Origin of the sequence: Gordonia aquimaris (assembly GCF_026262595.1) — a bacterium.
GTDB classification, from domain to species: Bacteria; Actinomycetota; Actinomycetes; order Mycobacteriales; family Mycobacteriaceae; genus Gordonia; species Gordonia tangerina.
Genome location: NZ_JAPKFM010000037.1, coordinates 17,643 through 39,298, shown reverse-complemented (window position 1 = coordinate 39,298; position 21,656 = coordinate 17,643). Strand labels below are relative to the sequence as shown.

Here is a 21,656-nt window from a genome sequence, read left to right as displayed (position 1 = left end):
GATGAGACGCGCCAAGCGCCCCCGTCCGAAACGCAAGAAACCTCGAAGACCCGGCTCGCCGAAGCCTGAACCGACGGCGGTGGCCACATGTTGACCGTCCTCGGAATCATCGTCGGAATCCTGGTCGTCGTCCTCATCACCGCCCTGACCGGCTACTTCGTCGCGCAGGAGTTCGGCTTCATGGCCGTCGACCGGTCGCGGTTGCAGGCTCGCGCCGAGGCCGGCGACGCAGCCGCGGCCCGTGCATTGACCGTCACCCGGCGCACCTCGTTCATGCTCTCCGGAGCCCAACTCGGCATCACCGTCACCGGACTGCTCGTCGGCTACGTGGCCGAACCGCTCATCGGTAGCGGCGTCGGGGAACTACTCGGCGACGTCGGGGTCCCGGTTGCGGTCGGGGTCACCCTCGGCACGGTCATCGCGATCGGCTTCTCCACCGTGGTGCAGATGGTGTTCGGTGAGCTGTTCCCGAAGAACCTCGCGATCGCGCGGCCCGAGCCCGTCGCGCGGTGGTTGGCTCGGTCCACCACCATCTACCTGGCCGTTTTCGGCTGGCTGATCAGCCTATTCGACACCGCGTCGAACCTGCTGCTGCGGGCACTGCGGATCGAACCGGTGCACGACGTCGAGCATTCGGCCACCCCGCGCGACCTCGAACACATCGTCGCCGAATCCCGCGACGCGGGCGAGCTGCCCGCGGAACTGTCGGCGCTGCTCGATCGAGTGCTCGACTTTCCCACCCGAACCGCTGAGCACGCGATGATCCCGCGGACGCGCGTGGATGTGGTGCGCGCGACCGATCCGGCCGCCGAGGTGCTCGCCGCGATGAGCGCCGGGCACACGCGTTACCCCGTCGTCGACGATCGTGCCGACGTGACCGGGGTCGTCCACCTCCACGACCTGCTCGTCTGGTCGGATGGTGACGCGACCCCTGAGGTCGATGCTGCGGACTCCACCGCGGCCGATCTCGCTCGGCCCGCAGTGATCGTGCCGGTATCGCTGCCGCTGCCCGAGGTGCTAGCCCAAATCGACGCCGCTCACGACGAGTTGGCGGTGGTCATCGACGAGTACGGCGGATTCGCCGGTGTGGTGACCGTCGAGGACATCGCCGAGGAATTGGTCGGCGAGATCGACGACGAACACGACTCCGATGTAGCGCGACCGATCGCACGTGTCGACGAGGGCTGGCGGGTTCGCGGCGACGCGCACCTCGACGAGGTGTCCCGCGTGATCGGCCGTGACCTGCCCGAAGGTGACCATGAAACCGTCGCCGGACTGGTCATCGCCGAGTTCGGCGGCCTGCCCGCCATCGGCGACGTGGTCGAGGTGGACCTGGTCGGTGACCCGGTGCCGCTCGACGAGGACGATCTGCGGCCCGCCACCGCCACGATGACCGTGCTGTCGGTGGGACGGCATGTGCCGTCGTCGGTGCTGCTCACCATTCCCGACGCCACCGCCGAGGAGGGTGCACGATGAGCAATCCGTGGGTTGTTCTACTGGTCACCATCGCGTTGATCGCGGCGAGCGCCTTCTTCGTCGCCGTCGAGTTCGCGCTCATCGCCGCCCGCCGGCACCGGTTGGAAGACGCGGCCGCCGACAGCCGCTCGGCCCGCGCCGCGCTGCGCAGCGCCTCGGAACTGTCGGTGCTGCTGGCGGGTTCGCAATTGGGTATCACCGTGTGCACGCTAGCGCTCGGCGCCGTGACCAAGCCGGCCGTGCACCATTGGCTCACGCCGCTGTTCGAGACATGGGGTATGCCGACGTGGTCCGCCGACGTCGCCGGGTTCGTCCTCGCGTTGATCGCGGTCACGTTCCTGCACCTCGTCGTCGGTGAGATGGCGCCGAAGTCGTGGGCGATCGCGCATCCGGAACGGTCGGCGACGTTGCTGGCTCTGCCGATGCGGGCTTTCATGTGGGTCACCCGACCGCTCATCGTGCGGCTGAATGTGCTGGCCAACTGGTGTCTGCACCGGGTGGGTGTGGAGGCCGTCGACGAGGTCGCCGCCGGGCAGGACGCTGATGCCCTGCGTCATCTCGTCGAACACTCCGCCACCGTCGGCACCCTCGACGAGCGCTATCACGCGCACCTGTCCGGGGCGCTGGAACTGCAGCGGCTCACCGTCGCCGACGTGCTGGCCGGCGCCGTGGTGAGCTCAGTGGAGTCGACCGCATCGCCCGCGGCGATCCGCGCGACGTCGAGGTCGACGGGACATCGACGACTACTCGTGCAGGGCGACGCCACCGGCGCCGACCGGTATGTGGGCGTCGTCCACGTCCGGGACTGCCTGTCGGCAGCCCCCGAGGCCACCGCAGCGGATCTGATGCGTCCGGTCCAGACGTTCGCGGCGACCGAGCCCGTGCACCGGGCACTGGCCACGATGCGTGAAACGCGGCAGCATCTGGCCATCGTGGTGGCCGACGACGACGTGGCCGGTGTGCTCACGTTGCACGACGTGCTGGATCGGCTGCTCGCGACCGCCTGACCGGTGGGGAGTCGGCGGGGTCAGCGCCACTCGGCGTCGGTCAGGATCCACGGCTCTTTCGGCAGGGCGTCGGGCTGGAAACGCTCGGCCAGCGCGGCCAGGTCCACCGACTCGCCGTCCTCGGCGAGCCACAGTGACTGCGCGATGTGTGAGAGCACCTGCGCGGCGGACACGCCGTTTTCGGCCAGATCGGTCAGGGTCACCGCGCCGTCGCGTTTGCTGAGGCGAATGCGGTTGTCGTTGAGCACCATCGGAACGTGGGCGTAGGTGGGTTGCCGATGCCCCAGCAGCGCGGCCAGGTAAGCCTGACGCGGTGCCGACGACAGCAGGTCGCCACCGCGTACCACCTGGTCGACGCCCTGCGCAGCGTCGTCGACCACCACCGCGAGATTGTAGGCGGGGGTGCCGTCGTTACGTTGGATCACGAAGTCGTCGACCATCGCCGTGTAGGGCCCGTGCAGGATGTCGTCGACGGTGAAATGGTCGACGTCGGCGCGGATTCGGATGGCCGGCGGACGTGAACGGCGCCGATCGGCGCGTTCGGCCTCGGTGAGGTCGCGGCAGGTGCCCGGGTAGGCGCCTTGTGGGGCATGCGGCGCCGACGGTGCCTCCAGGATCTCGCGCCGCGTGCAGAAGCACTCGAAGGTGCGGCCCTGGTCGCGCAGCCCGTCGATGACCGAACGGTATGACGCCAGTCGATGCGACTGGTAGATCACCGGCGGGTCCCAATCCAGGCCCAGCGCTGCGAGGTCGGCCAGTTGCCCGCGATCGGAGCCCACCGCGGTGCGGTCGAGATCTTCCATCCGGATGAAGAACGCCCGGTCGGTGGTGCGGGCGAACAGCCAGGCCAGCACTGCGGTGCGCAGATTACCCACGTGCAGATCACCCGACGGGGACGGCGCATACCGCCCCGCCGGCATCGCGGTTCCTCCCAGGTCCATCGCCGATCACCCTACCGACCGGCCGGCGACGCCGGATTTCGATACGCCACTCACTCTGTTCGCGGCTACTCAATCCGCGAGTTGTCCAGCGAGCGTTTGTTGGCGTGAGTCCGTCCTCCGAACCGGCGCTGGCCGAGGTGGTGGTGTGTGTCGGTGGTTGAGTAGGTCGGAGGCGCTGGCCGAGACCGTATCGAAACCACGCAACCAACACCGTCTTCCCACACCTTCCCGGCCCGTACCATGTGACCCGTGGACCTCCCGGTTATGCCACCTATCGCGCCGATGCTCGCCAAGGCCGTCACCGCGGTGCCCGACCAGCCCGGCGACGACCCTGTGTGGTCGTATGAACCCAAGTGGGATGGCTTTCGGGCGTTGATCTTTCGCGACGGCGACGAAGTGTCGATCGGATCGCGTGGCGGTAAGGATCTGGCGCGCTACTTTCCCGAGCTCGTCAGTGCGGCCAAGGCCGAACTGCCCGAGAAAGCCGTGGTGGACGGAGAGATCGGCGTCCCGGCGCTGATCGGCGACACCCATCGCCTGGACTGGGACTCCCTGGCCCAACGTATTCATCCCGCCGAGTCGCGGGTCACCATGCTCGCCGAGAAAACGCCCGCGATCTTCATCGGCTTCGATGCGTTGGCGTTGGGGCCGGCGGACGTGATGGGTGAGCCCTTCGGAGTGCGGCGCGAAGCATTGTTGCGGGCCATCGCCCCATCTGGTGGCGCCGACCGTCGACTCCACGTCAGCCGGGTGACCGGCGATCCTGCCGTCGCGACCAACTGGTTCACCGCATTCGAGGGCGCCGGACTCGACGGTGTCGTCGCCAAACGACTCGCCGGCGCCTACGTCGAGAACAAGCGCGAGATGGTGAAGGTCAAGCACAAGCGCACCGCCGACTGTGTCGTGTTCGGCTACCGCGTGCACAAGAGCGGTACCGGTCTGGGGTCCATGTTGTTGGGGCTCTACGCCGGCGGCGAGCTGCGGATGGTCGGTGGGGCCGGCGCCTTCTCCGATGCCAAACGCATCGAGCTACAACAGATGTTCGAACCGATGCGTCTGGACCCCGACAAGCCGTCGGCCGGTGAACCGACCCGCTGGCGTTCGGAGAAATCAGGCGAGTGGATTCCCATCCGGCCCGAGCTGGTGGTCGAGGTGGCCTACGACCAGATGGAGAATCATCGGTTCCGGCACACCGTGAAATTCCTGCGCTGGCGGCCGGATAGAGATCCGGAGAGCTGCACCTACGACCAGCTCGACGTGCCGCTGACCTACGACCTGCACGACGTGCTGGAAGGAACGTCCTAGACATGCCTTCTCGTTCTCCTGCCGAGGAACTCGACGTCGACGGTGTGGCCGTCCGGATGAGCAACCCGGACAAGATCTATTTCCCTGAACTCGGCGAGAACGGCGGCCGCAAAAGGGATCTGGTGGGCTACTATCGCGACATCGCTCTGCAAGGTGCCATCATGACTGCCGTGCACGACCGTCCGACCTTCCTGCAGCGATTTCCCGACGGTGTCGACGGCGACGAGATCTACCAGAAGCACATCGCCAAGAAGAGGCCCGAACACGTCCAGTCGACCCGAATCGTGTTCCCCTCCGGCCGAACCGGTGACGCAATCAAGCCGACCATCCCGGCCGACATCGTGTGGGGCGCCAATCTCGGCACGGTCACCTTCCACACCTGGCCGACCGTCGACCCGGACAACGATCATCCCGACCAGCTCCGGATCGACCTCGACCCACAGCCGGGCACCGACTTCGACGACGTGCGCCGCGTCGCGATCGAAGGTCTGAAACCGCTCCTGGAAGATATGGGCTACACGGGATTTCCGAAGACCTCTGGCGGCCGCGGTATCCACGTGTTCGTTCCCATCGAACCCAAGTGGGATTTCATCGCCACCCGGCGCGCAGTGATCGCGCTGGCCCGCGAGCTCGAGCGGCGCGACCCCGACGCGGTGACCACGTCGTGGTGGAAAGAGGAACGCGGGGAACGCATCTTCATCGACTTCAACCAGAATGCCCGCGATCGCACGATGGCCTCACCCTATTCGGCGCGGCGCAGCCACAACGCCCGGGTGTCCACGCCAGTGACCTGGGACGAACTCGCCGATGTGAACCCGGACGACTGCACTATCGCCACCGTCCCGGATCTGGTTGCGCGCCGTGGAGACCCGATGTCCGACATCGCCGCGCACCGCCGGGGCATCGAGCCGCTGCTGGAGATGGTGCAGCGCGACGACGCCAACGGTCTCGGCGACATGCCTTATCCGCCAAGCTATCCGAAGATGCCGGGGGAACCGCCGCGGGTGCAGCCGAGCAAGAAGGTCGCCGCGCACTGGGACGAGAAAGGCAACCGGGTTGAGGACTGATCTTCCCGCTGCCCGAGTAGGTCGGCTGCCCGAGTGAGCCCTTTCCGCTGGTCGAGTAGGTCGGCTGCCCGAGTGAGCCCTTTCCGCTGCCCGAGTAGGTCGGCTGCCCGAGTGAGCCCTTTCCGCTGGTCGAGTAGGTGCGAGCCGCTAGGCGAGCACTGTATCGAGACCACCTACCGCATGCGGGGTCTCGATACGCGACTCACTTCGTTCGCTGCTACTCGACCAGCGGTGGCCGGGTGTTGATTGTTCCGCTGGCCGCCACATCGAGACCACCTACGGCACAAGGCGTCTCGATACGCGACTCACTCCGTTCGCTGCTACTCGACCAGCGGTGGCCGGGTGTTGATTGTTCCGCTGGACCGCCACATCGAGACCACCTACGGCATGCGGGGTCTCGATACGCGACTCACTTCGTTCGCTGCTACTCGACCAGCGGTGGCCGGGTGTTGATTGTTCCGCTGGCCGCCACATCGAGACCACCTACGGCACAAGGCGTCTCGATACGCGACTCACTCCGTTCGCTGCTACTCGACCAGCGGTGGCCGGGTGTTGATTGTTCCGCTGGACCGCCACGTCGAGACCTCCGTCAGGTGACGTGCACCCCGGTGCCCGCCAACCTCTCCGCCCGATCCCTGATCCCGTGCAGCATCTTGCGTTCCATGATCAACGAACCCGGTTCCATCGGCAGCATGCCGAGACGGTCGACCAGCCGAGGCAGCCGGAAGCGGTTGCGGCTGATCAGCCGGGTGGTGCCGTCGTGCCGATCGGCCAGGGTGAACGCCCACACCCAGTTGCCGTCGGCCGAGCGCGTCGCGAACGCGTGATCTGGCTCGGCGATCTCGATGCGCATCGTGTTGGGGCCCAGTCCGATCTCGTCGCCGATCTGCGGGTGCTGGAAGTCGTCGAGCACGTTGTCGGCGCTGTGCATGTGCAGGCCGAGAAGGTTCTCGATCCAGTCGTAGGTGTAGGCGCCACCTCGGGGGTCCGGGCCCATCTGCGCCAGCCACGGGTACACGTACTCGGGACGGGCCAGGATGGTGATGGCCCTGGTCGACACCCCGTCGGGGTCGGGCAGTAGCTCATCGCCGGGCAACGCGGCGTTGACCTCGTCGTCGGTGGCGCCCCAGTTCAGGATCGGCTGCCTCAGCACACGTTGATAGCCCACCGCGGCGGCAGCCAGCGCACCAGCGGCGAACATCCATGCGGTGTTCATATCTTCAGCGTGCGCCGACGACCAGGGCGGTGTCGTGGGCCAAAAGGCACCACTTCCGGAGTGTCGAATCGGCGTGTTCTGGGTAAGCCTGCTGTGGAGTCATACCCCAATGAGACGGCCGAACAAGACCGCCCAGTCGTGTCGGAGGAGCACATCATGCCCGAGAACGTCGCCCGTAAGCTCATCGCAGCACATCTGGAAGCCGGCGAGATGACTCCCGGCGAGGAGATCGCGCTGCGCATCGACCAGACGCTGACCCAGGACGCCACCGGCACGCTGGTGATGCAGGAACTCGAGGCGCTCGGGCTGGACCGGGCCCGGACCGAGGCAAGCGTCCAGTATGTCGATCACAACCTGTTGCAGACCGACGAGAAGAACGCCGAAGACCACGAGTATCTGCGGACGGCATGCGCCCGCTTCGGGCTCTGGTTCTCCAAACCCGGCAACGGTGTCTCCCACCCCACCCACATGCAGCGCTTCGGGATACCCGGGAAGACCATGGTCGGCTCCGACTCGCATACCCCCGCTGCCGGATCGCTGGGGATGCTCGCGATCGGCGTCGGTGGGTTGGAGGTTGCCCTCGCGATCGCCGGTCGCCCGCTTAACATCCGGATGCCGGAGATCTGGGGTATCCGCCTGGAAGGTGAACTACCCGAGTGGTGTTCGGCCAAGGACGTCATCCTGGAGATGCTGCGACGCCACGACGTCAAAGGTGGCGTGAACCGGATCATCGAGTACCACGGACCGGGCCTCGACGGGCTCACCGCGATGGATCGGCACGTCATCGCGAACATGGGCGCCGAATTAGGCGCCACCACAACGGTGTTCCCGAGTGACGCCGCAGTGCGGGAGTTCCTGGCGGCCGAGGGCCGCGAAGACGACTGGTCCGAACTCGTCGCCGATCCGGGCTCGACCTACGACATCGAGGAGACCATCGACCTCGGCGACATCGAACCGCTGATCGCCAAGCCGTCGTCGCCGGGCAACGTGGTGCAGGTCCGCGAGGTGGCCGGCGAGGAGATCTCTCAGGTCGTCATCGGGTCCAGCGCCAACCCCGGGCTGCGGGACTTTGCGATCGCCGCCGCGATGGTGGCCGGGCGGCAGACTGCGCCCGAGGTCAGTTTCGACGTCAACCCCACGTCGCGGGAGATCCTCACCGACCTCACACAGATGGGCGCCACCGCCGAACTCGTCATCGGTGGTGCCCGCATCCATCAGGCCGGCTGTATGGGCTGTATCGGGATGGGGCAGGCCCCCGCGACGGGACGGAGCTCGTTGCGCACCATGCCACGCAACTTCCCGGGGCGTTCAGGTACCAAGGAGGACGCGGTGTGGCTGTGTTCCCCCGAGACGGCGGCGGCCTCCGCGCTGACCGGGGCGATCACCGACCCACGGGACTGGGCGGCCGACGTGAAGATGGCCTATCCGAAGCTCGATCTGCCGAAGCAGCATTCGATCAACACGGCAATGCTGGTGGCGCCCCCGCCGCCCGACGAAGCGGAGAAGATCCAACCGGTCAAGGGCCCCAACATCTCCAGCCTGCCCGAACTGGACCCCCTGCCCGACGACGTCGAGGCACCGGTACTGCTCAAGGTGGGTGACAACATCTCCACCGACGAGATCTCCCCGGCTGGCGCGCGTGCATTGCCGTTGCGGTCCAACATCCCCAAGCTCGCCGAGTTCAGCTTCACCCAGGTCGATGAGACCTATCCCGAGCGTGCCCGTCAGGCCGATGGCGGTCACGTCATCATCGGTGGGGAGAACTACGGTCAGGGATCCTCGCGGGAACATGCGGCCATCGCGCCGCGACATCTCGGTCTGCGCGTGGTGATCGCCAAGTCGTTCGCACGCATCCACTGGCAGAACCTGGCGAACTTCGGGGTCTTGGCCTTGGAGTTCGACAACCCGGCCGACTACGACGACATCGACCGGGACGATGTGCTGCGTCTGGACGGCCTGCGCGAAGCGATCGATTCCGCCGACACGCTCACCGTACGCAACTCCACCAAGGATCAGACGTTCACCGTCCGGCATCGTCTCTCGCGTCGCCAGGTGTCCGATGTCCTTGCGGGTGGACTGATCCCGCGGCTGGCGGCCGAAGAGCATCCCGACGACCATCGGGCCGAAGAGACCGTCCTGCAGGACAGTGGCGAGATCAGCTGACCCGCCATGCTTCGTCAGGGAAGCAAAGCGATCTTGCCGCCGGGATGGCCACCCGCGACCACTTCGAGCGCGGTCGGGGCGTCGGCGAGTGGATAGGTTCGTGCCATCGGCACCACCAGTTCGCCGCGGGCCGCGAGGCGGATCAGCTCGGGCCGCACCGTGTTCCGAAACGCGAGGCTCTCCGGCTGCGTCCCACCCAGGGCGATGAATCCGTCGGCCCGGGCGCGTTGTGGTGCCGCGATGGTGATCACTCGCGATCGGTCGTCGACGAGCTCCAGTGAGGAATCGACGGCCTCGTCGGTACCCGCCGCGTCGAGGGCGGCGACCACGGGCTGTGGGGTGATGGCGCGTACCCGATCGGCCAACCCGGGGCCGTAGCGGACCGGTATCCCGCCGAACGCCCGTACGCGCTCGGCGCTCGCTGGGGAGACAGTGCCGATCACCGTGACTCCGCGGAGTCGGGCGAATTGGAGGACGGTGACGCCGACGGCGCCCGACGCCGCGTGCAGCAAGACGGTGTCGTCGCGCTCGATGCGTGCCGCGCGAAGCATGTCTGCGGCGGTGCACCCGGCGAGCAACAGGTTGGCGGCCTCCGGGAAGTCGAGGGTCTCCGGTTTCGCGAACACCGTCGACGCGGGCACGGTCAGTGCCGTCGCGTAGCCACCGCGCACCCGGAAGGCAAGCACTTCGTCGCCGACGGCGCCACCGCCGGAGGCGATCTCGGTGTCCGGGCCGATCGCGGCGATGGTGCCGGCGACCTCGTAACCGATCGGCAGCGGTAGATCCGCTGGATCTACGACCCGCTGCGCGTGCTTCAGGTCGGCCGGGTTCACCCCGGCCGCCCGCACCTCGATGGTGACCTCACCGACGCTCGGTGGCGCAAGTTCGTCGGCGATGAACTCGAAGTCGTCGAGCCCACCGAAGCCGTTCGCCACCCATCGATGTGTGCGCATGTCGTCAGGCTAGTGGCTGTTCCGGCCGCACCCGCGGGTTCCGGCTTGGAGGCGAAACTGCGGCCAGAACCTGCAGCTGCGGCCAGAACCGTCCGGCGCGGCCAGAACCGCCCGGCGCGCGTTTCAGACGGCGAGTTGGGCAGGTTGGACCCAGCCGTCAGCCATGAACTGCAGCAGGAGCTGCGCCTTGTTGCCGACCGGACGGCCGGCCTCGGTGTAGCGCTGCGAGACGCGGCGATAGTGCGCGCGTACCGTGCTCTCGGCGACATAGTGGGTATGCGACGTCTCGCGCAACGTCGCACCCAGGGCGTAGGTGGTGAGGATCTCCAGCTCGCGGTCGGTGACGTTGACGCGACTGCGCAGGCTCGGTGTGCGGCGCGCGGTCTGCTCGAGGAGGTTTTCGAGCTGACGGGCTGCCAACGGCGTGTTGGCGATGGTGATCCCGGGCGCATCTCGGATGTCGGTGCCGATCGCGGCGATCAGGCAGTTGCGCATTCCGCGTCGCGCGCGGAATCGGGCCAGCTTGTCGGCGGACCGGACAATGGCGATCGTCGGCGGCAGCAGATCGGCGGCGACGTCGACGTCGATGATGACCGCGTGGTAGCCGAGACCTTCCACGAGCGCGGCGAGCGCCGCATCGGTGAGGTCACGCTCGGCGACGATCGCGACGGTGGCCGGACTGGGCAACGGGTAGAGCGGCACGCGTAGGTCGCGGTCCATCTGTGCGGTCATGTGTTCCCCTGCGGTGGAGGTGGATCAGATGAATCCACTGTCACCGACCACACCGACAGAATCAGCTGTTGTTGTGACCAGTTCCGCGGAGTTCGGGTGCTCTTGTCACCCAAACGGTTGCTCTTGATGCCAGATCGCGCATGACTTGCTGATCGAAGGCTAAATTACGCACGTGGGTAGTCAAATGCGCATTCTCATCGCGTCGCCGCTGGGGCATGTCGTCGCCAAGCCGTTGGAATCGTCGTTCGATGATGTGGCGGTGACGGTGGCCGCCGACCAAGACGAGTTCGTGCACGGCGTCGCCGGGCGAGTCCGGTTCGACGTGGTGGCCGCCGACCTCATCTGGAATCGGCCGACGATGGAATGGATGTTCGACGGGCTCGACGCCATCGACGCGCTACGTCACGCCGATCGCCTGGCGCCGGTGCTGCTGGCCACCCAGGGGCACAGTATGGAACGCGATCACCTCGAAGAGGCGCGGCTGCGTCCGGAGGTGTCAGGGGTGATCGCCAAGTCCGACGGGCTGATGCCGTTGATGAACGCGATCCGCACCGTCGCCCTCGGGCAGCGGTTGCCCACGGCACAGCCGATGGGCCGTCGCATGCCGCCGCTGTACGAGTTGTTCGTCGGGCGCCGTGGGCACACCGCCGGCAGACTCGCGGGCGCCATCGCTTCCGGCAGCGCCACCGACACGGCGAGCCTCGCGGCCGCGGCCAAGGTGTCGCCCAACACGGCCAACAAGCTGACCAGTCACTATCTCGGCCCGATCATCACCCAGCGTGGCGAACACGACGAGCGCCTGCCGCTGTCGCAGGCGGCGGTGTATCGCTGGTGCGGACTACACGCCCGCTACATCGTGAGTTGGTGCCGCCGGCACGGGCATTCGGACGTTCTCGGCGAGCTCCGGCGCTGATCAGCTGCCGGCGTCGTCGCGGGCCACGGGTCCGTCGCCGATCGTCACCCGCTGCAGCGTCCACCAGAAGATCAGTGCGGTTGCGATCGATCCGGCCGCGGAACCGACGAGCGCGCCGAGGAAATACCGGTACTCAGCCGCGGCATCGATCGATCCGGCGAGCCAGGTGACCACCCAGAGCCCGGCGCCGGCGGCCGTGGCCACCACGAACAGCACCGACCAGAAGACAACGACCGCGCGCTGGCCGATCGGACGCCCAGGTGAGTCGGCGGGGGTGATCCGCAGATATCCCAGCCGCACACCGATCACACATACGAGGCAGGCGATCGCGAGGGCCACTGCGTCGGCGGCGAGGGTGTCGGAGAAGCGATGCCATTTCGCGGTGATCGTGTAGGCGCCGACGCCGATCGCCCACGGCATCACCACCAACGCCACGAGTGCCCGTAGCCGGAACGGCGTCACCAGCAGCACGCCGAAGAGGATGGTCATCGCCGCGGTGGTATGCCCACTGGGCAGGCTGTTCTGCAGGTATTGCGGGTAGGCGTCGATGAGTTCGGGCCGTGACAGGACATAGCTCTTGAGGATCTGCGTCACGACCTGCCCGGCGACGATGATGACCAGTGCGGCCAGACCGACCCAGGACCGGCGGCGGATCACGGCGAACACCAGCAGCGCGAGCATGGCGATCACCATCGAGGTGATGGTGATGGTGCCCAGTACCGAGTCGGCCTGCACCGTCATGGCCCGCCCGGCCTGATCCGCACCGCGCAGGGCGGCGTTCTCGATGGTCTGGCCGGTCACCGTCCGTACGGCGAGTACATACGTCGCGATGCCGGCCGCGATGGCGAGGACACCGACCGCGACCCAGCGAAGAACCGTGTGCGGAGGCCGTGTCGGGGCCACGTCGGTGGCGATGGCGATTTCGTCCGTTGAGTCCTCCGCCGAGTTATCCGCCGAGTCCTCAGTCGAGCCGTCCAGCAAGTCCGTGCCTCCCAGGGTGCGGTCTTCAGTTTCGCACGGGACGATGACGCAGAACGTCCCCGGCAGCAGTGTTCGACGGGATGTAGCCGTCGAACCCGCTGCCGGGGACGTCTCGGTCGGTGAACCGGGCGAGTGCCGGTCAGCCCTGGATGAACTCCTCGAGCTGTGCGCGCGCGACGTCGTCGGCGAGCTGCTGCGGCGGGGACTTCATCAGGTAGGACGAGGCGGGCAGGATCGGGCCGCCGATACCGCGGTCCTTGGCGATCTTGGCGGCCCGAACGGCGTCGATGATGATGCCGGCCGAGTTGGGGGAGTCCCACACCTCGAGCTTGTACTCCAGGTTCAGCGGCACGTCACCGAAGGCGCGGCCTTCGAGGCGGACATAGGCCCACTTGCGGTCGTCGAGCCACTCGACGTGGTCGGACGGGCCGATGTGGACGTTCTTGTCCTCGACCTTGCCGGCCAGCGCGCCGGTCAGGTTGGAGGTCACGGCCTGCGTCTTCGACACCTTCTTGGACTCCAGACGCTCGCGCTCGAGCATGTTCTTGAAGTCCATGTTGCCGCCGACATTGAGCTGATAGGTGCGGTCGAGCGTGACACCGCGATCCTCGAACAGCTTGGCCATCACGCGGTGGGTGATGGTGGCGCCGACCTGGCTCTTGATGTCGTCGCCGACGATCGGGACACCGGCGTCGGTGAACTTCTGCGCCCACTCGGGGTCCGACGCGATGAACACCGGCAGGGCGTTGACGAACGCGACGTTCGCGTCGATGGCGCACTGGGCGTAGAACTTGTCGGCCTGATCCGAGCCGACCGGTAGGTAGGACACCAGGACGTCGACCTCGGCGTCCTTCAGGGCCTGCACCACGTCGACACCGTCGCCGTCGGCCTCGGTGATGGTCTCGCGGTAGTACTTGCCCAGACCGTCGAGGGTCTGGCCGCGCTGCACGGTGACGCCGGTGGGCGGCACGTCGGCGATCTTGATGGTGTTGTTCTCGCTCGCGAAGATCGCGTCGGACAGGTCGAAGCCGACCTTCTTGGCGTCGACATCGAACGCGGCGACGAACTCGACGTCGCGCACGTGGTAGCCACCGAACTTCACGTGCATCAGGCCGGGGACGGTGGAGTTCTCGTCGGCGTCCTTGTAGTACTGCACGCCTTGAACCAAGGATGAAGCGCAGTTTCCTACGCCCACAATGGCCACGCGCACCTTATTGGGCTCACCCATGGTCGGGTTCTCCTTCTGATCGCGGCGTCGCAGCTCGCTGCGTCACCGGTGTTTTCTCTTCGTGGGTTTCTTTTCGCCCCCTGCCGCGGGACGGCTCTGAGCCCGCGACATGGAAGTCGGTGTCGGCGGTGTCGACCAGCGGATCCCGGCCGGGATCGGTCAGATCGTCGCCGTCGTGATCGCCGGAGGCCTCGGCGGCGATCAGTTCGTTGAGCCAGCGCACCTCGCGTTCGCTGGATTCGAGGCTGAGTTGATGCAGCTGACGGGTATAGCGGTCGACGGCGCGATTGGATCGCCCGACGATCTCGCGCAAACCTTCACGGCGTTCCTCCACCTGACGGCGACGGCCCTCCAGGATGCGCATTCTCGCGACCGCCGGTGTCCGGCTGAAGAACGCGAGGTGCACCCCGAACCCGTCGTCGGTGTAGTTCTGTGGACCGGTGTCGGCGACGAGTTCGCTGAAGCGTTCGCGGCCCTTGTCGGTGAGCTGGTACACCCGCCGACCGCGTCGCACCTTGACGGCCGTCGGCGCGGTGGCCTCGTCGATCAGCCCATCGGCCTGCATCCGACGCAGCGTCGGATACAGCGAACCGTAGGAGAACGCCCGAAAGGCGCCGAGCAGCCCGGTCAGTCGTTTGCGCAGCTCATAGCCATGCATCGGGGCTTCGAGCAGCAATCCGAGAACTGCGAGCTCCAACATCGGTGCCCACTCCCTCCTCGTTTGATCGTCTGCCCTGGCCGACCGTCTGATCACGGTGCACCGACCGGCGAGGCGATGTGTTCGACAACTCTGACGCCACAACACCTCGCCGCGATGTGATTGACAATGTATCGCACCGATATATTCGTCGTCTACAGCGGGTCCTTCGTGACGCCCGCTCGTTCCTCGCGGGCTCCTGAAGGATCGGGGCAGGCGTGCGGCGGGTTGTTGCTCTGTTTCCTGAGGAATCCCGGAGCTTGCGGAGGGATGTCACGAAGGGCGCCCAACCACCGCCGACACCACGACACGGTCGGATCGGGATGACGGTCACACCGACAGCCGTCGGAGCGACCACGTACCCTTGAACCCGTGCAACGCCAGATCGTCGACTACGCCCTGCAGCGCAGGTCGCGGCTGTCCGACGTCCATTCCGGACGGACCGCCGTGGCCGATGTCTGCGATGCGAGTCCGTATCTGCTCCGGGCCGCCAAATTCCACGGCCGCCCGTCGTCGACGCTGTGCCCGATCTGCCGAAAAGAGCAAGTCACCCTGGTGTCCTGGGTGTTCGGTGAGAAGTTGGGGCAGGTATCGGGGTCGGCGCGCACCAACGACGAGATCGCCCGACTCGACACCACCGCCGAGGAGTTCTCGGTGCATGTGGTCGAGGTGTGCCGCACCTGTAGCTGGAACCATTTGGTGCAGTCCTACGTTGCAGGCTTGCCGCCGCGTTCGTCGCGTTCGCGTCGGGTCGCCAAGTAGCTCGGGCGCAGCGCGCTGCAGGTGTGCGCAGCTGTCGGCGCCGGTCTCGCAGCCCAGCCGCGGGAGATGGAACTTTGCCCGAACGCCGATCGTAGGTCACAGTGGGACAACGAGCGGGGGCATCGGGCCGGTGGACATCGGGGCTGGGATGACGGACTGGGTGACCAGTTGAATGACGGAGACAGATAGTGAGTAGCGCTGACACGGTCGTGCGCGCGGATCGGATGGTTGGACAATGAGTACTCGCGGTACATCGCCCGCCGGCGGTGGACGTACGTCTCGTCCCTCAGCCGACGACACACGCCGCAAACGGCAGAAATGGCTGGCCATCGGCCTCGGGGCGTTCGGCGCACTCGTGCCGGCGGTCGCCCTGATCGGCATCGTGGCGTTCATGCTCACCTACGTCGGCGCGTCGGTGCCGGCACCTGGCGACATCAAGCAGAACCAGGTCGCCACCATCCTCACCTCCAACGGCAAGACCATTGCGCGCGTCGTCCCGGAGGAGGGCAACCGTACCGACGTCAAGATCGAGGACATCCCCAAATCGGTGCAGGACGCCGTGATCGCAGCCGAGGACCGCGAATTCGCGAGCAACTCCGGCTTCTCCATCCGGGGTCTGTCGCGAGCCGCGATCGGCCAGGTCACCGGGAACGGCGGACAGGCCGGCGGTGGGTCGACGATCACCCAGCAGTACGTCAAGAACGCGCTCGTCGGCGACGAGCACAGCTATGAGCGCAAGTTCAAGGAACTCGCGATCGCCACCAAGATGTCGAACGAGTGGTCCAAGGACGACATCATGGCCGCCTACCTCAACACCATCTATTTCGGCCGGGGCGCCTACGGTGTGGCCGCCGCTTCGCAGGCCTACTTCCACAAGGACCTGAGCAAGATCACGACCGAAGAGGCCGCGGTGCTCGCGGCCGCGATCCGGTCGCCCTCCTACTACGATCCGGAGATCAACCCGGAGGCCGCGCAAGCGCGGTGGAACTACGTGCTCGACGGCATGGTCAGCACCGGCGCACTCACGCCCACCGATCGCGCGGGAATGCAGTACCCGAAGGTGCCGGCGGCACGCGCCCAGAGCGACGACACCCCGGGCGCCAACGGGCTGATCAAGCGCCGGGTGCTTGCCGAACTCGGTGAACTCAACATCTCTGAGCAGCAGGTCCGCACCGAAGGCCTCAAGATCACCACCACCATCGACCCGCAGGTGCAGCGTTCGGTGGTGTCGGCGGCCAACGGCAAACTCGAGGGCGAGCCGAACAAGTTGCGTACCTCGGTGGTGTCGATCGATCCGCGCACCGGCGGCGTCAAGGGCTACTTCGGCGGCAACGACGCCACCGGCTGGGATTACGCACAGGCGGGACTGCAGACCGGGTCGTCGTTCAAGGTGTTCGCCCTGGTGGCGGCCCTCGAACAGGACATCCCGCTGTCCAAGACGTACAGTTCGGCGCCCTACTCTGCGCCGGGTGGGTTGACCGTGGAGAACTCCGACGGGGAGAGCTGCGGATCCTGCAACCTCGCGACCGCGATGAAAATGTCGCTGAACACGGTCTACTACCGACTGATGATGGATCTCGACGGTCAGGCCCGGGCGGTCGCCGACGCCGCGCACAAGGCAGGCGTCGCCGAGAGCTTCGGCACCATCGAACACACGCTGCAGGAAGCCAACGGTGGCGTCGAGGGTGGCGTGGTGTTGGGTCAGTACCCGTCGCGTGTGCTCGACATGGCCTCGGCGTACGCCACGCTCGCCGCGTCGGGTGTGTACCGCGAGCCGTACTTCGTTCAGAAGGTGGAGACCTCCGATGGGGAGGTGCTCTTCGATCGCCAGCCCAACAAGGGTGAGCGCGTCTTCGATGCGAAGGTGGCCGACAATGTGAGCGCGGCACTCGAGCCGATCGCCTCCTACTCCAACGGGCACGCGTTGTCGGACCCGAGCCTGGGGTCGCGGCCGTCGGCAGCCAAGACCGGTACCGCGCAGCTCGGCGACACCGGACAGAACAAGGACGCCTGGATGGTCGGCTACACGCCGCAGCTGTCCACCGCGGTGTGGGTCGGTACCGACGAGGGCACTGCGATCACCAACTACGCCGGCTCGTCGATCTACGGCAGCATGCTGCCCTCGGACATCTGGCAGGCCGCGATGAACGGCGCCCTGGAGGGCAAACCCATCCAGGATTTCCCGGAGCCCGAGGCGGTCGGCGGTCAGGCAGGTGTGCCCTACGAGCCGCCGCCGGTGACCTACGACCAGGATGCGCCGCAAACCCAGTCGCCCGGCGACCAGGGTCCGTCCCGCCGGTTCCCCGGCAACGGCGACGGCAACCTGACTCTGGCGCCCGGTGTCACGATCCCGTTGCCGGGCAACGCGGAACGCGGAGGGGGCAACTCGGGCAACTCGGGTGGCGGCAATTCGGGTGGCAACTCCGGCGGTGACTCAGGCGGCAACTCGGGCGGCGGTGACGACTACACCGGTGGTGGAAACGGTGGTGGGGGTACCACCGGAGGAGGCTACGAGGACGGCTTCGGCGGTGACATCCCGGAACCCCCGCCGCTGAACTGAGTCGACACTGACCGTGGCAGAGGAGAACTCGACCGAACCGGGCTCCCCCGGTGATCTGTCGGCGATGACCGACGACCGCGGGCCGGGCTCGGACTGGGAGTCCGCGGCGGCACTTGCCGCCGACACACGCGTCGATCGCACGCGGGTGCTGCCGAGTCGCACCGACGTCGTCGTGCATGAGGCGTCGAACGTGGTGGGCGGTCCGGTCGGTCGACACGCGGCGGTCGGTCGCAGTCGGGCGTGGACACCGATCCGGGTGCTGTTCCTGCTGGCGCTGTGCGCGTTGGCGGTGAGCTGGTTCGGCAAGGCCAGTTGCCTCCAGCAGGCACCGGCCGACGAGAACTCTCCGGCCGGCACCGAACTGCGACTCGACTGGGACGATCAGCGCCAGTACACCAACCTCTGCTACTCGGATGTGATCGGGCTGTTCGGAGCCGAACGCCTCAATGAAGGCGCCTTTCCGTACCGCACCTTCTGGTACGAGCAAGGCCCCGACGGCCAGCAGATCAAGCGGTACATGGAGTACCCGGTCATCACCGGCATGTACATGTACGGCATGGCGACGGTCGCGCGCGCCTGGCTGTCGGCGCACGAGAAATGGGGTGTGCCTGCCGCTCTCGACGTCGTGCTGTTCTTCGACCTCGCGGCACTCGGACTCGCCCTGTTCTGGCTGGTCACCATCTGGGCCACCGCGCTCACCGCACGCCGCCGTATCTGGGCGGCCTGGATCGCGGCACTCTCACCCCTGGTGGTGGTGCACGCATTCACCAACTTCGACGCCATCGCCACCGCCATGGTTGCGCTCGCAATTCTGTGTTGGGCTCGCCGAAAGCCTTGGCTGGCTGGTCTTTTCATAGGGTTGGGCACGGCCGCGAAACTGTATCCGGTGTTGTTGCTGGGTGTGCTGCTCGTATTGTGTCTGCGCTCGGGGCGGTTACGGGAGTTCGCGCAAGCTGCGGCCACCGCCGTGCTGGTGTGGGTGGGCGTCAATCTGCCGATCCTGATCCTCTACCCGCAGGGCTGGTGGGAGTTCTTCCGCTACAACTCCGATCGCGCTGCCGAGAGCGACAGTCTCTATCGCGTGATCAGCTCCGCAGTCGGATTCCAGTGGAACGTCACGGTGCTCAACGTGGTCTCGCTGGGCCTGCTCGTGCTCGTCGCGCTCGGCGTCGGGGCCGTGGCGCTCGGTGCGCCACAACGACCTCGGTTGGCGCAGTTGGCGTTCCTTTTGGTGGCCGGATTCCTGCTCGTGAACAAGGTGTGGAGTCCGCAGTACTCGCTGTGGCTGGTGCCGTTGGCGGTGCTCGCGATTCCGCACACTCGCTTGTTGTTCGCCTGGATGTTCGTGGACGCACTGGTGTGGGTGCCGCGGATGTCGTTGTATCTCGACGCCGACCGCCGCTGGCTACCCGACGAGTGGTTCACCGCGGTGATCGTGTTGCGCGCGCTGATGGTGATCGGGCTGTGCGCGGTGGTTTTGTGGCAGATCTGGCACCCGGCCGACGATCTTGTGCGCAATCCGCGTCGCGACGACCGCGACCCCGGGCCCGAGCATCTGCTGGATGACCCCGCCGGCGGTGTCCTCGACGGTGCCCCGGATCGATTCAGTGTGCGCGGCGGACGTCGCCGCGCCGCCGTCGAGCCAACGCACAGCCCCGGTCCCCCGGCCCCGCCGGGCCCGGCGCCCGACCTCACGCCGACGGCACCCTAGAACTCTGCCGACGGAACCCGCAATCCCGCCGACGGAACCCGGTGTCGCGTCGACAGCATCCCCGCGTGCCTGCGTCGTCGTCGGTCCGGCCGACATTAGGCTCGGCGCTATGGCACGTGGCGGCTCCCGGCGAGCGCGAGCGGGACGTAAACGGCAGCGCCGAATGCGCCTCGCCGACAACGACCTGAGCCCGTCGCAGTGGCAGGAGATCAAGACCGCCTGGGGCGGATGCGCCTACTGTGGCCGCACCGACACCGTCCTCCAGCGTGACTGCATCCAGCCGCTGTCGGTGGGCGGCCGTTACACCGAACTCAATGTGGTGCCTGCCTGCCGCTCCTGCAATGCCAGCAAGTGCAACACCGAGGTGACGTCCTGGATGCGTCGCAAAGGGCTCGACGAAGAGCTCTTCCTGCGGCGGCTGGTGAGCATCCGCGCCTCCCGGGTCGTCGTGCCGGACCCACCGGCCGATGCGCTTCAGTAGGGTGCGATACATGGGTGACGTACAAGCGCTGGTGGCACATCAGGACGACGACGGCAACATCGACCTCGTTCATGAAACCGTCGAGGAGAGCTTCCTGCCCGACGGCGACGTCGAGATCGCCGTCGAGTACTCGGGCGTGAACTTCAAGGATGCGCTCGCGGTGTCCCCGAAAGGCGGTGTGGCCCGGTCATACCCGTTGATTCCCGGCATCGACCTCGCCGGCACCGTCCGCTCGAGCAGCTCGCCGCAGTTCTCCCAGGGTGATGTGGTGGTGGCCCACGGCTACGACATCGGTACCGGCCGCCACGGCGGCTACGCCGACACCGCACGACTGCCCGCTGACATGGTGGTCAAACTGTCCGGGTTGTCGGCGAAGGATGCTGCGGCCATCGGCACCGCGGGCTTCACCGCCGCGATGAGCGTGGAGGCGTTGACCGCGCACGGCATCACCCCGTCCGACGGTCCGGTCCTGGTCACCGGGGCGACCGGCGGGGTCGGCAGTGTCAGTGTCGACCTGTTGGCCGCGGCCGGGTTCGAGGTGATCGCCTCCACCGGCAAGGCCGATGCCGCCGACCTGCTGCACACCCTCGGTGCCACCGAGATCATCGGCCGACTTCCCGAGGAGGGCGAGAAGGTCCGTGCGCTGGGCAAGACGCGGTGGGCGGCCGTCGTCGACTGTGTTGGCGGCGCCACCCTCGCCTACGCCCTGAGCACGCTGAAGTACGGCGGTGTGGTGGCCGCCTCCGGTCTGGCGGGCAGCGCCGACCTCCCGACGACGGTCCACCCGTTCATCCTGCGTGGCGTCACCCTCGCCGGCATCGACTCGGTACAGCTGCCGATCGTCAACCGCCGCGCGTTGTGGGCCAAACTCGAGGGCGAACTGCGGCCGCGTCACCTCGACGACGTGACCACCGACGTCGCGGTCACCGACCTACCCAAGTCGATCAAGACCATCCTCGCCGGTGGTGTCACGGGCCGTACCCGGGTCCTCGTCGCCGGCGAATTCTGATCACGGGTTGGCGATGAACCCGCTCGGGTATCACTGAAGGCATGCCAGATCGTGCCGAACAAGTCTCCGATACCACCGCCGAAGCGGCCGGGAAGGTCTCCGAAGCCCTGGAGTACGTCGAACGGGCCCGTGGTCACCTGTACAGCTTCCATCAGCTGATCGGACACGCCGATCTGGTGCTGGGCGAGGCGGTGGATGCCCTGCGTGCCGACGGCCACACCGACCTCGCGGACGCGCTCGAGACCGAGATGGTCGGGCGCAACGTGCTCAACGGACGGTGGACCTTTCAGGTCGTCGAAGAGTTCGACGACACCTACTGGTTGCCGTTCCGAGCGGCCGACCAGCGCGTGCGCGATGAGTTGATGGACGGTGTGCGGCACCTGCACGAAGCGCGGATGAAAGAACAACGCCGCACTCACGGCCACCCCGATCACACCGAGAATCCGTAGGGATT

19 protein-coding genes are annotated in these 21,656 nt (G+C 67.0%); 12 read left to right on the top strand and 7 right to left on the bottom strand.

Features of this window, described 5'->3' with window-relative positions:
• The first annotated feature begins 87 nt into the window (after window positions 1-87).
• A complete protein-coding gene (locus OSB52_RS23245; RefSeq protein ID WP_266063705.1) occupies window positions 88-1,476 on the top strand; it encodes a hemolysin family protein in 1,389 nt (462 codons plus the stop codon).
• Window positions 1,473-2,483, top strand: a complete 1,011-nt coding sequence (locus OSB52_RS23240; RefSeq protein WP_266063703.1) for a hemolysin family protein — start codon at window positions 1,473-1,475, stop codon at window positions 2,481-2,483. The genes OSB52_RS23245 and OSB52_RS23240 overlap by 4 nt, the downstream gene beginning before the upstream one ends.
• Window positions 2,484-2,503: 20 nt before the next feature.
• On the opposite strand, the gene gluQRS is transcribed toward OSB52_RS23240, so the two are convergent.
• Window positions 2,504-3,424 carry a tRNA glutamyl-Q(34) synthetase GluQRS gene (gene gluQRS / locus OSB52_RS23235; protein ID WP_266063702.1) on the bottom strand — a complete coding sequence of 307 codons (921 nt, stop codon included), beginning with the start codon at window positions 3,422-3,424 and terminating at the stop codon, window positions 2,504-2,506.
• 249 nt (window positions 3,425-3,673) lie between these two features.
• Here gluQRS and OSB52_RS23230 point away from each other — a divergent pair, with 249 nt between their 5' ends.
• The gene (locus tag OSB52_RS23230) at window positions 3,674-4,729 is read left to right on the top strand and encodes an ATP-dependent DNA ligase (RefSeq protein ID WP_266063701.1); all 1,056 of its coding nucleotides are present in this window, start codon (window positions 3,674-3,676) and stop codon (window positions 4,727-4,729) included.
• A gap of 2 nt (window positions 4,730-4,731) precedes the next feature.
• A complete protein-coding gene (locus tag OSB52_RS23225; RefSeq protein WP_266063700.1) occupies window positions 4,732-5,796 on the top strand; it encodes a DNA polymerase domain-containing protein in 1,065 nt (354 codons plus the stop codon).
• 589 nt (window positions 5,797-6,385) lie between these two features.
• Here OSB52_RS23225 and OSB52_RS23220 read toward each other — a convergent pair.
• The gene (locus OSB52_RS23220) at window positions 6,386-7,012 is read right to left on the bottom strand and encodes an SRPBCC family protein (protein WP_266063699.1); all 627 of its coding nucleotides are present in this window, start codon (window positions 7,010-7,012) and stop codon (window positions 6,386-6,388) included.
• A 156-nt stretch (window positions 7,013-7,168) separates the two neighbouring features.
• Here OSB52_RS23220 and OSB52_RS23215 point away from each other — a divergent pair, with 156 nt between their 5' ends.
• Window positions 7,169-9,175, top strand: a complete 2,007-nt coding sequence (locus OSB52_RS23215; RefSeq protein WP_266063698.1) for an aconitate hydratase — start codon at window positions 7,169-7,171, stop codon at window positions 9,173-9,175.
• Window positions 9,176-9,189: 14 nt separating this feature from the next.
• On the opposite strand, the gene OSB52_RS23210 is transcribed toward OSB52_RS23215, so the two are convergent.
• Window positions 9,190-10,128, bottom strand: a complete 939-nt coding sequence (locus tag OSB52_RS23210) for an NADP-dependent oxidoreductase (RefSeq protein WP_266063697.1) — start codon at window positions 10,126-10,128, stop codon at window positions 9,190-9,192.
• Between the two features lie 123 nt (window positions 10,129-10,251).
• A complete protein-coding gene (locus tag OSB52_RS23205; protein ID WP_266063696.1) occupies window positions 10,252-10,860 on the bottom strand; it encodes a helix-turn-helix transcriptional regulator in 609 nt (202 codons plus the stop codon).
• Window positions 10,861-11,044: 184 nt separating this feature from the next.
• On the opposite strand from OSB52_RS23205, the gene OSB52_RS23200 reads away from it, so the two are divergent.
• Window positions 11,045-11,773 (top strand): MSMEG_1198 family transcriptional regulator, encoded by a 729-nt coding sequence (locus tag OSB52_RS23200; RefSeq protein WP_266063712.1) that lies wholly within the window; start codon window positions 11,045-11,047, stop codon window positions 11,771-11,773.
• Here OSB52_RS23200 and OSB52_RS23195 read toward each other — a convergent pair whose 3' ends face one another.
• The 3 genes from OSB52_RS23195 to OSB52_RS23185 all read right to left on the bottom strand — a co-directional run bounded on the left by OSB52_RS23195 (window position 11,774) and on the right by OSB52_RS23185 (window position 14,682).
• A complete protein-coding gene (locus tag OSB52_RS23195) occupies window positions 11,774-12,754 on the bottom strand; it encodes a phosphatase PAP2 family protein (protein ID WP_266063695.1) in 981 nt (326 codons plus the stop codon).
• A 139-nt stretch (window positions 12,755-12,893) separates the two neighbouring features.
• On the bottom strand, window positions 12,894-13,982 hold the full coding sequence (locus OSB52_RS23190; RefSeq protein ID WP_235723403.1) for an inositol-3-phosphate synthase: 1,089 nt from the start codon (window positions 13,980-13,982) through the stop codon (window positions 12,894-12,896).
• Window positions 13,975-14,682 (bottom strand): PadR family transcriptional regulator, encoded by a 708-nt coding sequence (locus tag OSB52_RS23185; protein ID WP_266063694.1) that lies wholly within the window; start codon window positions 14,680-14,682, stop codon window positions 13,975-13,977. The genes OSB52_RS23190 and OSB52_RS23185 overlap by 8 nt, the downstream gene beginning before the upstream one ends.
• Window positions 14,683-15,051: 369 nt before the next feature.
• Between OSB52_RS23185 and OSB52_RS23180 the strand changes: the two genes are divergently transcribed.
• The 6 genes from OSB52_RS23180 (at window position 15,052) to OSB52_RS23155 (ending at window position 21,651) form a co-directional block, all read left to right on the top strand.
• The gene (locus tag OSB52_RS23180) at window positions 15,052-15,441 is read left to right on the top strand and encodes a DUF5318 family protein (RefSeq protein WP_235723405.1); all 390 of its coding nucleotides are present in this window, start codon (window positions 15,052-15,054) and stop codon (window positions 15,439-15,441) included.
• A gap of 235 nt (window positions 15,442-15,676) precedes the next feature.
• Window positions 15,677-18,001, top strand: a complete 2,325-nt coding sequence (locus tag OSB52_RS23175) for a transglycosylase domain-containing protein (protein ID WP_266063693.1) — start codon at window positions 15,677-15,679, stop codon at window positions 17,999-18,001.
• Between the two features lie 64 nt (window positions 18,002-18,065).
• Complete coding sequence (locus OSB52_RS23170) at window positions 18,066-19,712, top strand: glycosyltransferase family 87 protein (protein WP_266063711.1); 1,647 nt, start codon at window positions 18,066-18,068, stop codon at window positions 19,710-19,712.
• Window positions 19,713-19,821: 109 nt separating this feature from the next.
• Complete coding sequence (locus tag OSB52_RS23165; RefSeq protein WP_266063692.1) at window positions 19,822-20,193, top strand: HNH endonuclease; 372 nt, start codon at window positions 19,822-19,824, stop codon at window positions 20,191-20,193.
• Window positions 20,194-20,203: 10 nt separating this feature from the next.
• Complete coding sequence (locus OSB52_RS23160; RefSeq protein WP_266063691.1) at window positions 20,204-21,202, top strand: acrylyl-CoA reductase family protein; 999 nt, start codon at window positions 20,204-20,206, stop codon at window positions 21,200-21,202.
• A 41-nt stretch (window positions 21,203-21,243) separates the two neighbouring features.
• Window positions 21,244-21,651 carry a hypothetical protein gene (locus OSB52_RS23155; protein WP_235723409.1) on the top strand — a complete coding sequence of 136 codons (408 nt, stop codon included), beginning with the start codon at window positions 21,244-21,246 and terminating at the stop codon, window positions 21,649-21,651.
• Window positions 21,652-21,656 lie beyond the last annotated feature (5 nt).

What these genes read in the sequence shown, in the direction of transcription:
- OSB52_RS23245 (WP_266063705.1), top strand. Translation starts at nt 88, where the DNA reads ATGTTGACCGTCCTCGGAATCATCGTCGGAATCCTGGTCGTCGTCCTC.
- OSB52_RS23240 (WP_266063703.1), top strand. Translation starts at nt 1,473, where the DNA reads ATGAGCAATCCGTGGGTTGTTCTACTGGTCACCATCGCGTTGATCGCG.
- gluQRS (WP_266063702.1), bottom strand. Translation starts at nt 3,424, where the DNA reads ATGGACCTGGGAGGAACCGCGATGCCGGCGGGGCGGTATGCGCCGTCC.
- OSB52_RS23225 (WP_266063700.1), top strand. Translation starts at nt 4,732, where the DNA reads ATGCCTTCTCGTTCTCCTGCCGAGGAACTCGACGTCGACGGTGTGGCC.
- OSB52_RS23220 (WP_266063699.1), bottom strand. Translation starts at nt 7,012, where the DNA reads ATGAACACCGCATGGATGTTCGCCGCTGGTGCGCTGGCTGCCGCCGCG.
- OSB52_RS23215 (WP_266063698.1), top strand. Translation starts at nt 7,169, where the DNA reads ATGCCCGAGAACGTCGCCCGTAAGCTCATCGCAGCACATCTGGAAGCC.
- OSB52_RS23210 (WP_266063697.1), bottom strand. Translation starts at nt 10,128, where the DNA reads ATGCGCACACATCGATGGGTGGCGAACGGCTTCGGTGGGCTCGACGAC.
- OSB52_RS23205 (WP_266063696.1), bottom strand. Translation starts at nt 10,860, where the DNA reads ATGACCGCACAGATGGACCGCGACCTACGCGTGCCGCTCTACCCGTTG.
- OSB52_RS23200 (WP_266063712.1), top strand. Translation starts at nt 11,045, where the DNA reads ATGCGCATTCTCATCGCGTCGCCGCTGGGGCATGTCGTCGCCAAGCCG.
- OSB52_RS23190 (WP_235723403.1), bottom strand. Translation starts at nt 13,982, where the DNA reads ATGGGTGAGCCCAATAAGGTGCGCGTGGCCATTGTGGGCGTAGGAAAC.
- OSB52_RS23185 (WP_266063694.1), bottom strand. Translation starts at nt 14,682, where the DNA reads ATGTTGGAGCTCGCAGTTCTCGGATTGCTGCTCGAAGCCCCGATGCAT.
- OSB52_RS23175 (WP_266063693.1), top strand. Translation starts at nt 15,677, where the DNA reads ATGAGTACTCGCGGTACATCGCCCGCCGGCGGTGGACGTACGTCTCGT.
- OSB52_RS23170 (WP_266063711.1), top strand. Translation starts at nt 18,066, where the DNA reads ATGACCGACGACCGCGGGCCGGGCTCGGACTGGGAGTCCGCGGCGGCA.
- OSB52_RS23165 (WP_266063692.1), top strand. Translation starts at nt 19,822, where the DNA reads ATGGCACGTGGCGGCTCCCGGCGAGCGCGAGCGGGACGTAAACGGCAG.
- OSB52_RS23160 (WP_266063691.1), top strand. Translation starts at nt 20,204, where the DNA reads ATGGGTGACGTACAAGCGCTGGTGGCACATCAGGACGACGACGGCAAC.
- OSB52_RS23155 (WP_235723409.1), top strand. Translation starts at nt 21,244, where the DNA reads ATGCCAGATCGTGCCGAACAAGTCTCCGATACCACCGCCGAAGCGGCC.